The following is a 13,672-nucleotide window of genomic DNA, read 5'->3' as shown; positions in this document are numbered from 1 at the left end:
AATTAACCTATATAGCAAGAAGCCTTCTAGGTTTACAGGAGAGGAAGATGAATATATTTGGTATCGGTTTACCAGAAATGGCGGTAATTATGGTGGTAGCACTATTGATATTTGGTCCTAAGAAGTTACCAGAAATTGGCCGCAGTTTGGGGAAAACCATTCGCAGTTTCCAAGAAGCTTCTAATGACTTTCAAACCGAGTTCAAACGAGAAACCGAACAATTGAAAGAAACTGTACAAACAACCGCTGAACTAGAGCCTAAACACATTGAAGCCGGAAAACACCAGCAGGAAAATATACAAGGATGAAGGAGGGAGAAGTAAAACAACCGACTTTAGTAATTCCCCAGCTAATTGTCGGACTAGGAAACCCAGAGCCTAAATATGACCAAACTCGCCATAATATTGGTTTTGCAGCTATAGATAGTCTAGCACGTGCTTGGCAAATTTCTGTAGCCGAAAATCGCAAATTTCAAGGCGAGTTTGGTGAAGGTACTGCACCAGGTAGCGTTAAAATCCGCTTACTTAAACCATTAACCTATATGAATCGTTCAGGACAGTCCATACAAGCGGTAACGAACTGGTATAAATTACCCCCTGAATCTGTATTAATCATTTATGATGATTTAGATTTACCCCTGGGAAAAACTCGTTTACGCTTGTCTGGTTCTGCGGGTGGACATAATGGTATGAAAAGTATTATTTCCCATTTGAATACTCAAAATTTCCCCCGGTTGCGAATTGGTATAGGTAAACCGAAAGGTGCTATAGACGGGGATAAGTCTGATACTGTTGCTCACGTTTTAGGGCGATTTTCTGCTGCTGAAAATAAAGTTATGTCTCAAGTTTTAAACTTTGTCGTTGATTGTGTAGAATTTAGTTTTAAACAGGGTGTAGAAAAGACGATGAATCTTTGCAATACTCAGAATTTTGAAGGTGTTGAATCTTGAGTAAAATGTAATATTAAAATGTAGTATCCCCGACTTCTAGTATTAATTTATCACTTATTAATATCAGCAGTTTCCGATATGATGAAGTACAGATATTAATTAATGATAAAAATCTTGTGGTGCGGGAATCTTACCCGCCAACAGTGTATCTCGTCCTTGTGGTAATACGCTGTAAAAGAAATTCAATCAACTACGGGTTAAAAATACGGGTTGAAAAAATTAAAGATCAAGAATGTAAAAATAGAAAAAACATCGAAAATTATCAACATGACCCCCTTACCCGATTATCGTCCCAAACAATTATCAGTAGGTCCACTAGAAGCAGAAATTCTCAGTATAGTGTGGGAATTAGGTTCAGCAACAGTTAAAGATGTACATGATCGCATTCTAGCAGATCCAGATCGTGAATTAGCTTATACCTCCGTTACTACCGTTCTCCGTCGTCTCACAGAAAAAGGCTGGTTAGCTTGTGATAAAGAAGGGAAAGCCTTTTATTGGCGGCCATTGTTAACTAAACAACAAGCAGAGGTGATTAAAGCTCATGATCAATTACAGCGATTTTTAGCAGTGGGAAATCCTGATATAATTGCGGCATTTGCTGATAGTCTAGATCAAGCTGCGACTGATCAAATAGAAGCGATCGCAAAACGCATTCAATCCGCGCGGGAAGCCAGAGGAGGAAAATAAATATGCATATACTCATGATTATCACCGCTGTTGCCGTTGCTTACTGGTTAAGATACTCTGGTAATATACCCCAAGGCAATTGGCATTTACGATGGCAAAAAACCCTATTTTTATTCCTTTTTCCCCCTTTACTGATCTTCATGACAGTTACCGCTGTAGTCTGCATGGGTACACAAGGGAAAATGGGTGGAATGTATACCAATCCTTTCAGTTATATCCTAGCATTGATTTTTCTAGGATTTTTTAACATCTTAGGGCTTAAACTTGTTTTAAGTGGCTGGAAAGCGATTAAATCCGCTCGTGAATGTCCCCAAGTGAATCTGAATGGTAAACAGGTCCGAATCCTACACACAGGGGCTTTATTTGCCGGACAAATTGGTTTTTGGCAACCGGAGTTAGTTGTCAGTAAAGGATTACTAGAAACTCTTTCCCCACTCCATCTGGAAAGCGTTTTAGCCCACGAACAAGGGCATTATCAATATAGGGATACGTTCTGGTTCTTTTGGCTGGGTTGGATGCGTTCCTGTACCGCATGGTTGCCCAATACAGAACCTTTATGGCAAGAGTTGTTAGTTTTACGTGAGTTACGGGCTGATAGTTACGCTGCATCTCAAGTAGATCCGTTGGTATTAGCAGAATCATTGTTATTAGTCGTGAGCAATAACCCAATCACATCCGATGTTTGCTGTGCTGCTTTAGGTGCGGGCGATCGCTTAGAACAAAGAATAGAAGCGTTATTAACACCATCTGAACCAACAGCGGAAACGCAATTGCAATCTTGGCATATTTTTCTCCTAGCTTTTCTTCCCTTAATTACAGTCGTATTTCATACCTAATCTACCTTGAGTTCTATAGACACAAGGACATCAAACCTTCAATACCAACTTAACAGGTAGAGATTAATTCCTAAAAAGTTGGTATTTTTCAGTGAAAAATACAAATTTTCTCTTGGTAATTGTGCTATATATCTTCATATCTTAACATTTAGTTAAAAATAAATTAGTAAATTTACCAATTAAATTGGTATTTACTATGATAATTTTAGTAAAAGTATATCGGGTATCAATTTCATGAGCAAAAAAACAAAGATAATAGTCTTAATTACTACCGCTTTAGCTACTTTATTACTGATAATTGGCTTCCCAAGTGTAATTCATTACCCCGCAGTTGCACAATCTAATACAAACCTACTCATATCTGCGGCCGCTAGTTTAAAAGAGGCATTGGCAGAAATCAAATCTCTTTACCAACAAAGTCAGGCCAACATCAATATTAGTTATAATTTCGGATCTTCTGGGGCATTACAGCAACAAATAGAACAAGGTGCGCCAGCGGATATTTTCATATCTGCCGCGAAAAAACAAGTAGATGCTTTAGAACAAAAAGGACTTGTAGTTGCTGGTACAAGGAATATCATCGCTAAAAATCGGCTAGTTTTGGTAGTACCTAAAAATGTTGTTGGTATCACCAGTTTCTACAATCTTAAAGATAGCAACGTCAAAAAAATCGCCATTGGTGAACCGAGAAGCGTACCCGCGGGACAATACGGACAACAAGTATTAGAAAAGTTAAAAATCTGGTCAGAAATTAAATCAAAACTGGTATTTGCTAACAACGTGCGTCAAGTTTTAGCATCTGTAGAAAGTGGTAATGCTGATGCAGGTTTAGTATATATAACTGATGCCAAAATCTCTAATCAGGTAAAAGTTGTAGTTACAGCAGATGAAAAATACCACTCTGCCATTATTTACCCATTAGTAGTTATTAAACGCAGTAAAAATGTTGATGCTGCTAAAGAATTTTCCCAATTTTTATCTAGTGATAAATCTAAGGCGGTATTTAAGAAATATGGGTTTATTCTACCTTGATCATAGATGAAATTTTAGATCCCAAACTTTTGTCCAGAAATCATCATTTATTCATAGGATTAAACAAACAAGTCAGGGATCTTACTCACGATTTATTAAACTACCTAAACCCTTAATTTTTAATATTCTTTAATGATTGAGAAATGCAGGAATACAGAAGGGTTTTTAATAGAAATTAAAATTTATACCGTTGATCTAAAAAACTATGCCACAGGACTTATCACCGCTTTGGATATCATTGAAAACGGCTTTACTCGCAACGTTTATCACCTTCTTTTTGGGTATATCTGCTGCTTATTGGATGTTGGGATATCGCGGTAAAGGTAAATCTTTAATTGAGGGTATATTTGTTGCACCGTTGATTCTACCACCTACAGTAGTTGGGTTTTTACTGCTGATATTCTTTGGTAAAAATGGTCCTGTTGGTAAACTTTTAGAAGCTTATGATACCACAATTGTTTTTACTTGGTATGGTGCTGCCATCGCTGCTACAGTAGTTTCATTCCCATTAATGTATAAAACTGCACTTGGCTCTTTTATGCAAATTGATGTTAATCTTCTGCGAGTAGCGAGAACCTTGGGTGCTAAGGAATTGACGATTTTTTGGCGCATTAGTTTACCCCTAGCATTTCCGGGCATTGTAGCTGCCACAACCTTAGCTTTTGCGAGGGCTTTGGGTGAATTTGGGGCAACTTTAATGTTAGCAGGTAATATTCCTGGACAAACACAAACGATGCCCATGGCCATATATTTTGCAGTAGAATCTGGGGCAATAAATGAAGCTTGGTTTTGGTCAATTGCCATGATGATTATTTCCCTTTCAAGTATTATTCTAGGTAATTTTTGGCAAGAATTTCAGGATAAACACAAACTCACAAAATCAGGAATAAAACCAATAGAATTAGAAAATAAATCCTCTTCTTTATTAATTGATACCTCCGTAGCTAGTTTGTTTTTAAATATCGAAAAAAGACTAGATAATTTTCATCTAAAAATTGCCTTTAATACCAATAATGAACCACTAGGATTATTGGGAGGTTCTGGTGCAGGAAAAAGCATGATTTTGCGTTGTCTAGCAGGCATAGAAACACCGACCAGAGGACAAATTATTCTAAATAATAGAGTATTATTTGACTCAGAAAATAAAATTAATATTCCCATTTATCAACGACAAATTGGATTTTTATTCCAAAATTATGCCTTATTTCCACATCTTACTGTAGCGGAAAATATTGCCTTTGGTATACCAAAATATATAGATACTAAAACAGAGGTAGAAAAGCAATTAATAGCCATGAAATTACAAGGATTTGGAAACCGCTATCCCCACCAACTTTCCGGGGGACAACAACAACGAGTAGCATTAGCTAGGGCTTTAGCAAGCAAGCCAGAAGCCTTACTTTTAGATGAGCCATTTTCTGCCCTTGATACCCATTTACGCAGTCAATTAGAACAACAAGTGACAGAAATCCTGGCTGATTATTCGGGAGTAACTTTGTTTGTTACTCATAATATGGAAGAGGCTTATCGTTTATGTCCTAATTTGTTAGTATTAGAAGGGGGAAAAGCAGCCCACTATGGTTCTAAATATGAGATTTTTCAACATCCTGCCAGTGTGAATGTTGCTCAAATTACTGGTTGTAAAAACTTTTCTCGTGCTAAAATATTAGCACACCGAAAACCCCAACAAATAGAAGCAATTGATTGGGGTTGTAATCTCCAACTTGGAGAAAATATTCCTTCAGAATTGTCTTATGTTGGTATTCGCGCTCATCATTTGGTTTTTACAAAAGATCCTCAACAAGTAAATACTTTCCCGTGTTATTTAGTTCGCACTAGTGAAACACCCCACAGAATGACGGTATTTCTCAAACTGCATTCTCCAGCTAATCATCCCCAGGATTATCATCTACAAGGGGAAATTTATAAAGAAAAATGGGTAAATATTCAAGATCAATCATTTCCCTGGTATGTGCAGTTAAATCCTTCGCAGTTAATTTTAATGGAGTAATTGAAGTAGTTGGACATCTCCGGTAAAGATTGTAGGTCACTAGATTTTGTGGTGCGGGCATCTTGCCCGCTAGAATCATACAAATTAAATGCAGTAGAGCTTAACTTAATTCTAGTAAACCTTGATAACCTGTAACAATGCGATTACCATCTTTGAGAATGTGGACTTCAATTTGATCACTAGCCCAGGTGATTTTATCTGCAAATTCTGGGTTAAAGATATTCACATTTTGATTACTAGAAGAAACCGGAGAATCAGGAGAATTAACTGCTAGAGATTTGACAAAAGGACCATCAATCAAAATATCTAATTCTGCTAACAATTCTTTTGCCCCAGGAGGGGCAGAATTAGATTGTAATTGCTGGAGTGTGAAACCAGTAAAAGACATAATATTTAAACCCGCTGCTTTTAACTTTTTGGCTAAAATCGTCAATGCCGGTGCTTGCCAAAATGGTTCACCACCAGAAAAAGTTACACCAGTATTCTGAGGATTTTTGAGAATACTTGCAGCTAAGGTATCAATAGCCACTAAATCATTAATCTCAAATGCCCAGGAGTCAGGATTAAAACAACCAGAACACTCACGGTTACAGCCTTGTACCCAGACAACAGCCCGACAACCGGGTCCATTAACTTCCGATTGGTCAACATAACCCATAATATTAAGATAGCCGGGGGGAATATCCGCGAGTCCTAGAGATGGGTTCATGGGCTTGGTTTCCATCTTTTGTCAACTCCTTTTCAACTTGTCCTATTACTTGCTAATATAGCGAGACTGCTCACTTTTGGCTTACCTACAAGGTTATTCTTCTTGGCGGCTGCCTATTGTTTGTTTGATAAAATACACTTATACGCAAGCCTTAAATAATGCTTATTACTATGCCCTACTTGCTAAAAAACTGATTCAAAAAAAATTTTCTCAAACCACTTGACAATTAGAAAAAAAGCAGGCATAATAGTTGAAGTGCAGGTCAAGGGACTGTAGTTCAATTGGTTAGAGCACCGCCCTGTCACGGCGGAAGTTGCGGGTTCGAGCCCCGTCAGTCCCGTTAAATCGAAACATACCAGTGATATTGGTAGAAGATGTAACTTACACCATTTTTCTAGCAGATGTGACACAAACATAATCTGTGGTGAAATTGATGAAAAATTACTTTAATTTTACTGTAATTTTAGATGAACGAGAATCCGCTTCGTTCTCTGGGGTATACTTGAGTCAGGTTTCGGTAATCATCCTAAGGATTCAGCTAGTTGAGTAAATCTTGAGCAAGATGCCCGACTTCTTTCTTTATTTAATCCTGTGAATAAATTATGATTTATGATTTATTGCCAGGAGTCGGGCATCTGAGTGCTACCATGGTATGCTGAATCCTCACTAATTACCGGCTAATTGCATTCAGATCCCAAGTATATAAACCAATTTGGTTGGGAACTCTCACAAATCGGCCTGTACGATGCCCCCTAGATAGTTCATTGAGAACCTTATTTTTCACCTCTCTGACTTCCTCCGTATCCAGATTTCCATAGATACCATTGAGTATCTCACTGACATTGAAAATTCGCCCTGCATTTTTTTCTAGAAATAGGGTAAGAGCATCAATTAAAAATTGACCATCAAATTGAGCCAACATCGGTACTGATTTCGTCTGGGGTTTGGCAAAATTTTTGTTGGTTTTGGTAGATTTAATGCTCTTAGATATCCCCTTAGCATGAATCGGACCTAGTGAATTTAAATCTAGGGTATAACAACCAGGTTCATTAGGAATACCTGACCAATAGCCACTTTCCCTTCCTTGAGTTAGAGATGATTGAACTCTACCTTTAACCACCTTGAAAATAGTAGACTCTAAATCACCATAAAGCGATCGCACAATAAAATCTATGTGGCACACAGTTCCAACATATTCTCGCATCAGCTTTTTCAGTGCTTCCATGCGAGTCATATTTCCATAGTGAGGAAGCATGGGAACTTCTTCCCCTTTTCCGACATAGTGACGACGCTCAAGAGAAAAATTATCCGAGTCCCTCACTTGTCCAAGGGAATGATCTGTTTTTAAAGAGTCTAATTGAGAAATTTCCGACTCTAGAGACTCCAAGCATTCGACATCAGAAGTGTGATGAGAAGAAAGCAGTAACAGTGAATCATCCTTAATAGCTTCAATTGGTTGATTGCCATTACCATAAGACCAAGTAGACAACAAAGATTCTACATGATCTAATTGCGATCGCGCTTCTATAAACAGACGTTGGTACTTTTGTACAAGATTCTGATAGTAATCTCGTAATTCCAACAATGGCGTAATAAATACATCAGGTGGTTGTAATTGTCCTGGAGAATTCATAGCAATTCACTCAATCTAAATTTGTATCGCTGCTGTAGGTCATGGGACGCGGTTTACTCGGTTCAGATACCTGAACTGATTTTTTCGGAGGTTGGGGAGGACGACAACTTTCGCAATATAAAGGACGTGTTCCGAAAGTTTCCCTCTTTGTAGCCTGATTACATTCTTTACAAACAAAGTTAAAAACTCGTGTATGAATCACTCTTTTGTGCGCTCTAACCGTATACTCTCTAACATCAACTACTTTTGTTGCCATAATTAGTAATTACCAATCCAAATCCTCTTTATAAAGCTATTCAAGCAAATAAAACTGTATCAGTGTGTGTTTTTCTAGAAGTTTGCCAAAAAATCACTAAATCCTATCCAAACCACGAACACAAACTACAATTTCTGATATATTAACAGTGAGTGAGATATATTTACTCATCTTGCACCTAACAATATAAAAAACAATATACAAAATAATCAAAAAATAATCTAGTACCAACTGGTTGCATTCATAACTAGTAGATGCAAGAGTGCTTTGTAGCATCTATCCTAAGAATTAATTATAGAATTAAAAACATACTTTCAGACATACTTTAAGAAAGTATATCCGATAATCCTCACAAAAAAAATGAAGGGTGAAAGGATCATAAAACCCTTTTACCCTTCTTAATTTAACCTACCTCCAGGCAATTAGCCAAGACGAACCTTCACAGCCTTTTGTCGTTCTGATTCGGCCTTAGGAATGGTAAGACGGAGAATACCATCTTTGTATTCCGCTCCCACTCTTTCATTGTCTACGACAGCGGGCAAAGCAATTACCCGTTTGAACTTGCCATAACGAAATTCTGAGCGAGTCATACCGCCCTCTTCCGTTGTAGTTTCTGACTTACGCTCACCGCTAATAGAAACCGATTCAGGAGCGACCTCAACATTAAGATCCTTCGGCTCGACACCTGGTATTTCTATTTTCAACCTCAAATCGCCATCAGTTTCCGCAATCTCAGCCGCAGGAATGAAAGTCAACCCTGCCCTTTCACCACCGTCCGTTGGCAATAATTGTTCAAACAAGCGATTCATTTGCCGCTGGAGAGCGCCCATTTCAGGGAATGGGTCCCAGCGTTCTATTTCCCGTAACGGATCCCAACGTACAAGTGTCATAGCTATCTCCTTAAAACTGACTATTTGACTTCTTGACTTGGTGAGACTGAATTTTAAGCTCTTGACTTGGTAAACAATAATATTACTGGCAAAACTTCTAACCTTTAACTTCCAAAAAGCCTAAGCTTTAGCCTCCCAACTCAATAGTAACACTGGAAAATAAATTGATTACAGTTCGGTTTTATAGATATTGTTATCGTAATTACCGTACTATTTAAATAGTAACTCTAAATTCGGAATCTCAAAGATAAATATAGAAATTTTTGCTATTTTTTTTGGACAAAAATATCTTAGATATGTGACTGTAAACATTGAATCACACTATTAAGTAAAGTAGTTTTAGCTGTATTGATAAAAAAGTGATCACCATCCATCATTTGTAATGAAAAATCAGCAGTAGTTTGTTCTTGCCATGCCGCAAGGGAATTATAACTAACTTCTCGGTCTTGTAAACCACCAAAAGTATAAATAGGACAATCTAAAGCTGGTTGAGGATCGTAAATATAGGATTCTATCAGGGCAAAATCAGCGCGAATAATAGGCATAAAAAGCTGCATGAGTTCAGCATTTTCTAGCACTTCCTTGGGAGTCCCGTTTAAGCGATATATTTCCGCTAAAAAATCCGGATCTGATAATTTAGAAATCCGTGGTTTTTTCCATGGTAATTGAGGAGCGCGACGGGCAGCCACAAAAAAATGTAAAGGGTGAAAATTATATTCAGAACGTAGTAACCTGATTAACTCAAAACTAATTAATGCACCCATACTGTAACCGAAAAAAGCATAAGGTTTATCTAAATAGGGGATGATATTGGTGGCTATTTCTCGCACTAAAGGTTGAATTTCTGTGTATGCAGATGATTTAATTTGTCTTCCTCTACCAGGAATTTCTATAGGACATAATTCAATAGTTTTCGGTAAATAATCAGTCCAGGTACGAAAAACCGTCCTGTTACCACCAGCATAGGGTAGACAAAATAGGCGTAATTTGGCTTGGAGATTGGGTTTAGGGCAAGTTATCCAGGAGGTAAATATTGTTTTTGTGTTCATTGTGGGGTTTATGTGCGGCAATGGTGGTAGTTGATTATTATTTAATCTCAAAGTTGCCTGTTTTGATGATGAAAATTAAATAATAAACCACAGAGGACACACAGGACACGGAGGTTAGGAGGGAATGAGAGTTTAAAAGATTTTTTGCGTAAGTCTTATTCAAAATCTTCTCAGACTCTCAGGGGAAATAATGTTAATTAATTAATTTTATTAATATTATTTATGAGAATAATTAACTTTATTAAGGTAAATACTTAAGTAACTTAGTGATGACAATCACATAAATTTTGGAGACACTTGTTTTGTCAGAACAAAAAGCGGTGAATATTACTGAATATTACTATGGTTCACCAAGACTCTTTGTCTCAAACTCCAGAGAAGGTACAAAGTAAACAGAGAAAACGAAACTATGAATAAACAATTGATCAAAAGAATCTCTCTTTCATTACTTTCTGTGTTGGTGACATTTTTAATTACATTTAGTCATGCTGTTGCACAGGAAGTAACGTTTTATTGGGACTATATCAATGTTAATATTGATGTGCAAAATAACGGAGATATGTTAGTCACTGAAACGCAAAAATATGTGTTTAAATCAGATTATCCTAATCAACGATATCGCTATATTCCTTTGGATAAAGTTGATGAAATTAAGGATGTAACGGTTCAAGAAAATAATCAAATTATTCCTAGTGAAACCGGAATTGAAAATAATCAATTTTGGATTCGTTGGCAACATCAATTAAAACCACCAGAAACACATACTTTTGTTTTGAAATATCGTGTAGTTGGCGGACTGCATATTAATAATGAGAATACTCAAGTTTATTGGAAAGCCATTTTCGCTGACCGTAAAGCCACAATTCAATCGGCAAAAGTTCGGGTACAATTACCAAAAACTTTATCAGGTAAAGTCCAAGATTTTCAAAATTTTGGTATACCAGCTACAAGCCGTCAAGTAAATCCGAAAACATTTGAATTTGTAGCAAATCAGCCTATTCCACCGCAACAAGAACTAGAAGTTCAGGTGACATTCCCTAGCGCAATTCTGAATATTCCTCAACCCAATTGGCAACAAGGTGGCTTTGTTTTGAATTGGAATAACTTTATATTTCTGTGCTTTTTCGCATACATTGCCTTTGTTATAGTTTCGCCAATCAATGATCGAAAATGTCCCCAATGTCAAAAATTTACGCTGAAACGGAATTATAAAATATTAGTTCCGGCAACTACTAGCTTTCAAGGAAAGCAAATAGTAACCCACCACTGCCAAAACTGCTCATATCATAACGAATTTGAAGAAGTAATTCCAGTACGCAGCAGTGGCGGTGGCGGCGGTGGTGGCGGTGGTGGCGGTGGTGGCGGCGGTGGCGGTGGTGGCGGCGGTGGTGGCGGTTGATAGCCAGAATTTACACTTCATTACAAGTCCCGTTAGTAGCAATTCTCATGTTTTGCACCATAGCGAAGGTATTGATAAATCTGAAAAGTTCTTAATTGAAGAAGGAAAACAAAATGAAATTATCAAAATTAACAACTTTAGTTTTTGTACTAGGAGCAATATTATATAGCTCTAAAGTTGATGCTCAAAATGTGCCGAATATTTTAGAGTCAGCAAGAGAATCAAGATTACTGTTAGTACAAGTTAATTCTCAAGATCCAAAATTTTACATCAAGCGTGGTGAATCCCGATTGGAATCAGGAGATATAAAAGGAGCGATTGAAGATTTCAACCAAGCTATACGTATTAATCCTAACTTTGCATTAGCCTATAGCAACCGAGGTGTTGCCCGTCGTGCATCAGAAGATTTGAAAGGGGCGATTGAAGATTTTAACCAAGCCATACGGCTTAATCCTAACTACGAAGAAGCTTACAGCAACCGAGGTGCGGCTCGGCGTGCATCAGGAGATGTGAAAGGGGCGATTGAAGATTTTAACCAAGCCATACGGCTTAATCCTAACCTTGCAGAAGCATACTATAACCGAGGTAATGCCCTACGTGAAGTGGGATATGCAGAAGGAGCGATTGAAGATTACAGTCAAGTCCTGCGTCTTAATCCTAATCTTGCAGAAGTATATATAAAAAGAGGTCTTACCCGCCGTGCATCAGGAGATATAAAAGGGGCGATAGAAGATTACAGTCAAGCTATACAGATTAATCCTAACTTTGCATTAGCCTATAGCAACCGAGGTGTTGCCCTTACTCTATCAGGAGATGTAAAAGGGGCAATGAAAGATTTTAACCAAGCTATACAGATTAACCCTAATTTTGCAGAATCTTACACAAACAGAGGTAATGCCCGCAGTGAATTAGGAGATGTGAAAGGGGCAATGGAAGATTACAACCAAGCCTTACGTCTTAATCCTAACGATGCACTAGCTTACATGAATAGAGGTCTTACCCGTCGTGAACTAGAAGATGAGAATGGGGCTACTGCCGATTTGCAAAGAGCATCTGAACTATTTCAACAACAAGGAAAAATAGCTGGATATCAATATGTTATCAAGTTATTTAAGTGAATCTTCAGGATATTTCCCTCAAAGCCTAGTTCTAGCGAGAGTGTCACCAGAAGCAAAATAGAGGACAATTAAACAATTTTACACACTACTTAAAGAAGGAAAATTGAATGAAATTATCAAAATTAACAACTTTAGTTTTTGTACTAGGAGCAATATTATATAGCTCTAAAGTTGATGCTCAAAATGTGCCGAATATTTTAGAGTCAGCAAGAGAATCAAGATTACTGTTAGTACAAGTTAATTCTCAAGATCCAAAAGCCTATCATAACCGAGGTTTTGCCCGGAGTAAATTGGCAAGTATGGAAATATTTATTGATTCTAATGATGCAGCAGAATCTTACCTCAACCAGAGTTTTGTCCACATACTATCAGGAGATTTAAAAGGGGCAATTGAAGATTGTAACCAAGCCATTCGTCTTAATCCTAACTACGCACTAGCTTATAATAATCGAGGTTTTGCCCGCCTACTATCAGGAGATTTAAAAGAGGCGATTGAAAATTTTACCCAAGCCTTGAGTATTGATCCTAGTCTTGCAATAACTCACAATAACAGAGGTTTTGCCCGTTTTAAAATAGGAGATTTAAAAGGAGCAATTGAAGATTTTACCCAAGCCTTGAGTATTGATCCTAGCCTTGCACTAGCTCAGAATAGCCAAGATTCTAACCCTGGTCAATTGGAAGATGTAAAAGGAACTATTGCCAAGTTACAAAAAGTAGCTAAACTATTTAAAGAAGAAGGAAAAATAGCTGAATATCAATATACTCTTGATTTAATTAAGAAGATAAACATTGAGCCATCAGGATTATATGAAAATGGCCAGCCATTTTTAGAAGTTAAAGCCAGAGAACAAGGAGATAATTACATTAAATTAAAATTTTGTGCTGAAATGGCTGAAAAATTCCAAATCCGGGTTACTCTAAATAATGCAACCATTACAGAAAAGTTTGTCATTTAACCAATAAGGTTTAGTTAAGAAAATTGTTGGTTGGGTTTCATTTTTCAACCCAACCAATTCGCGTAGATGTTGGGTTTCATGTTGTTCAACCCAACCTACATAGACTATTATAAAAAGTTTGTCGATACTACTAAAACAGTAGCTATT

The 13,672-nt window shown here is 37.3% G+C and carries 14 protein-coding genes and 1 tRNA gene; 10 read left to right on the top strand and 5 right to left on the bottom strand.

The window, feature by feature from the left end; all coding sequences use genetic code 11:
- Positions 1-47: 47 nt before the first annotated feature.
- The 6 genes from H6F62_RS03235 (at position 48) to modB (ending at position 5,515) form a co-directional block, all read left to right on the top strand.
- A complete protein-coding gene (locus H6F62_RS03235) occupies positions 48-308 on the top strand; it encodes a TatA/E family twin arginine-targeting protein translocase (RefSeq protein ID WP_137909398.1) in 261 nt (86 codons plus the stop codon).
- Complete coding sequence (gene pth, locus H6F62_RS03230) at positions 305-949, top strand: aminoacyl-tRNA hydrolase (RefSeq protein ID WP_190371327.1); 645 nt, start codon at positions 305-307, stop codon at positions 947-949. Before H6F62_RS03235 ends, pth begins: the two co-directional genes overlap by 4 nt.
- A gap of 267 nt (positions 950-1,216) precedes the next feature.
- Positions 1,217-1,636 carry a BlaI/MecI/CopY family transcriptional regulator gene (locus tag H6F62_RS03225; RefSeq protein ID WP_137909396.1) on the top strand — a complete coding sequence of 140 codons (420 nt, stop codon included), beginning with the start codon at positions 1,217-1,219 and terminating at the stop codon, positions 1,634-1,636.
- A 2-nt stretch (positions 1,637-1,638) separates the two neighbouring features.
- Positions 1,639-2,472, top strand: a complete 834-nt coding sequence (locus H6F62_RS03220; RefSeq protein ID WP_137909395.1) for a M56 family metallopeptidase — start codon at positions 1,639-1,641, stop codon at positions 2,470-2,472.
- 234 nt (positions 2,473-2,706) lie between these two features.
- The gene (gene modA / locus H6F62_RS03215) at positions 2,707-3,504 is read left to right on the top strand and encodes a molybdate ABC transporter substrate-binding protein (protein ID WP_190371326.1); all 798 of its coding nucleotides are present in this window, start codon (positions 2,707-2,709) and stop codon (positions 3,502-3,504) included.
- A 205-nt stretch (positions 3,505-3,709) separates the two neighbouring features.
- Complete coding sequence (gene modB / locus H6F62_RS03210) at positions 3,710-5,515, top strand: molybdate ABC transporter permease subunit (protein ID WP_137909393.1); 1,806 nt, start codon at positions 3,710-3,712, stop codon at positions 5,513-5,515.
- Between the two features lie 100 nt (positions 5,516-5,615).
- On the opposite strand, the gene H6F62_RS03205 is transcribed toward modB, so the two are convergent.
- On the bottom strand, positions 5,616-6,239 hold the full coding sequence (locus H6F62_RS03205; RefSeq protein ID WP_137909392.1) for a 4Fe-4S single cluster domain-containing protein: 624 nt from the start codon (positions 6,237-6,239) through the stop codon (positions 5,616-5,618).
- Positions 6,240-6,490: 251 nt separating this feature from the next.
- Between H6F62_RS03205 and H6F62_RS03200 the strand changes: the two genes are divergently transcribed.
- Positions 6,491-6,564: transfer RNA gene (locus H6F62_RS03200), tRNA-Asp, on the top strand.
- A 330-nt stretch (positions 6,565-6,894) separates the two neighbouring features.
- Here the strand turns inward: H6F62_RS03200 and H6F62_RS03195 are convergent.
- From H6F62_RS03195 to H6F62_RS03180, 4 genes are all read right to left on the bottom strand, one after another.
- Positions 6,895-7,857, bottom strand: coding sequence for a hypothetical protein (locus tag H6F62_RS03195; protein ID WP_190371325.1), 963 nt, complete (start codon positions 7,855-7,857; stop codon positions 6,895-6,897).
- Positions 7,858-7,867: 10 nt separating this feature from the next.
- On the bottom strand, positions 7,868-8,113 hold the full coding sequence (locus H6F62_RS03190) for a hypothetical protein (protein WP_071604802.1): 246 nt from the start codon (positions 8,111-8,113) through the stop codon (positions 7,868-7,870).
- Between the two features lie 422 nt (positions 8,114-8,535).
- A complete protein-coding gene (locus H6F62_RS03185) occupies positions 8,536-9,003 on the bottom strand; it encodes an Hsp20/alpha crystallin family protein (RefSeq protein ID WP_137909390.1) in 468 nt (155 codons plus the stop codon).
- Between the two features lie 290 nt (positions 9,004-9,293).
- Entirely contained in the window at positions 9,294-10,052 is a 759-nt protein-coding gene (locus tag H6F62_RS03180; RefSeq protein ID WP_190371324.1) for a thioesterase II family protein, read from the bottom strand.
- 409 nt (positions 10,053-10,461) lie between these two features.
- Between H6F62_RS03180 and H6F62_RS03175 the strand changes: the two genes are divergently transcribed.
- From H6F62_RS03175 to H6F62_RS03165, 3 genes are all read left to right on the top strand, one after another.
- A complete protein-coding gene (locus H6F62_RS03175) occupies positions 10,462-11,451 on the top strand; it encodes a DUF2207 domain-containing protein (protein WP_190371323.1) in 990 nt (329 codons plus the stop codon).
- Positions 11,452-11,564: 113 nt separating this feature from the next.
- Complete coding sequence (locus H6F62_RS03170) at positions 11,565-12,569, top strand: tetratricopeptide repeat protein (protein WP_190371322.1); 1,005 nt, start codon at positions 11,565-11,567, stop codon at positions 12,567-12,569.
- 107 nt (positions 12,570-12,676) lie between these two features.
- Positions 12,677-13,525: a DUF1822 family protein gene (locus tag H6F62_RS03165; protein ID WP_190371321.1), complete on the top strand. Its 849-nt coding sequence runs from the start codon at positions 12,677-12,679 to the stop codon at positions 13,523-13,525.
- Positions 13,526-13,672 lie beyond the last annotated feature (147 nt).

This window comes from Anabaena sp. FACHB-1391 (genome assembly GCF_014696755.1).
Classification (GTDB): domain Bacteria; phylum Cyanobacteriota; class Cyanobacteriia; order Cyanobacteriales; family Nostocaceae; genus Dolichospermum; species Dolichospermum planctonicum.
The sequence above is the reverse complement of the archived record's forward strand: the minus strand, read 5'-3'. Positions and strand labels throughout refer to the sequence as shown.

Bases quoted from the DNA above. Each gene is read 5' to 3' on its own strand.
- H6F62_RS03180 (WP_190371324.1), bottom strand. From the start codon at position 10,052: ATGAACACAAAAACAATATTTACCTCCTGGATAACTTGCCCTAAACCC.
- modA (WP_190371326.1), top strand. From the start codon at position 2,707: ATGAGCAAAAAAACAAAGATAATAGTCTTAATTACTACCGCTTTAGCT.
- H6F62_RS03190 (WP_071604802.1), bottom strand. From the start codon at position 8,113: ATGGCAACAAAAGTAGTTGATGTTAGAGAGTATACGGTTAGAGCGCAC.
- H6F62_RS03235 (WP_137909398.1), top strand. From the start codon at position 48: ATGAATATATTTGGTATCGGTTTACCAGAAATGGCGGTAATTATGGTG.
- H6F62_RS03225 (WP_137909396.1), top strand. From the start codon at position 1,217: ATGACCCCCTTACCCGATTATCGTCCCAAACAATTATCAGTAGGTCCA.
- H6F62_RS03195 (WP_190371325.1), bottom strand. From the start codon at position 7,857: ATGAATTCTCCAGGACAATTACAACCACCTGATGTATTTATTACGCCA.
- modB (WP_137909393.1), top strand. From the start codon at position 3,710: ATGCCACAGGACTTATCACCGCTTTGGATATCATTGAAAACGGCTTTA.
- pth (WP_190371327.1), top strand. From the start codon at position 305: ATGAAGGAGGGAGAAGTAAAACAACCGACTTTAGTAATTCCCCAGCTA.
- H6F62_RS03220 (WP_137909395.1), top strand. From the start codon at position 1,639: ATGCATATACTCATGATTATCACCGCTGTTGCCGTTGCTTACTGGTTA.
- H6F62_RS03175 (WP_190371323.1), top strand. From the start codon at position 10,462: ATGAATAAACAATTGATCAAAAGAATCTCTCTTTCATTACTTTCTGTG.
- H6F62_RS03205 (WP_137909392.1), bottom strand. From the start codon at position 6,239: ATGGAAACCAAGCCCATGAACCCATCTCTAGGACTCGCGGATATTCCC.
- H6F62_RS03185 (WP_137909390.1), bottom strand. From the start codon at position 9,003: ATGACACTTGTACGTTGGGATCCGTTACGGGAAATAGAACGCTGGGAC.
- H6F62_RS03165 (WP_190371321.1), top strand. From the start codon at position 12,677: ATGAAATTATCAAAATTAACAACTTTAGTTTTTGTACTAGGAGCAATA.
- H6F62_RS03170 (WP_190371322.1), top strand. From the start codon at position 11,565: ATGAAATTATCAAAATTAACAACTTTAGTTTTTGTACTAGGAGCAATA.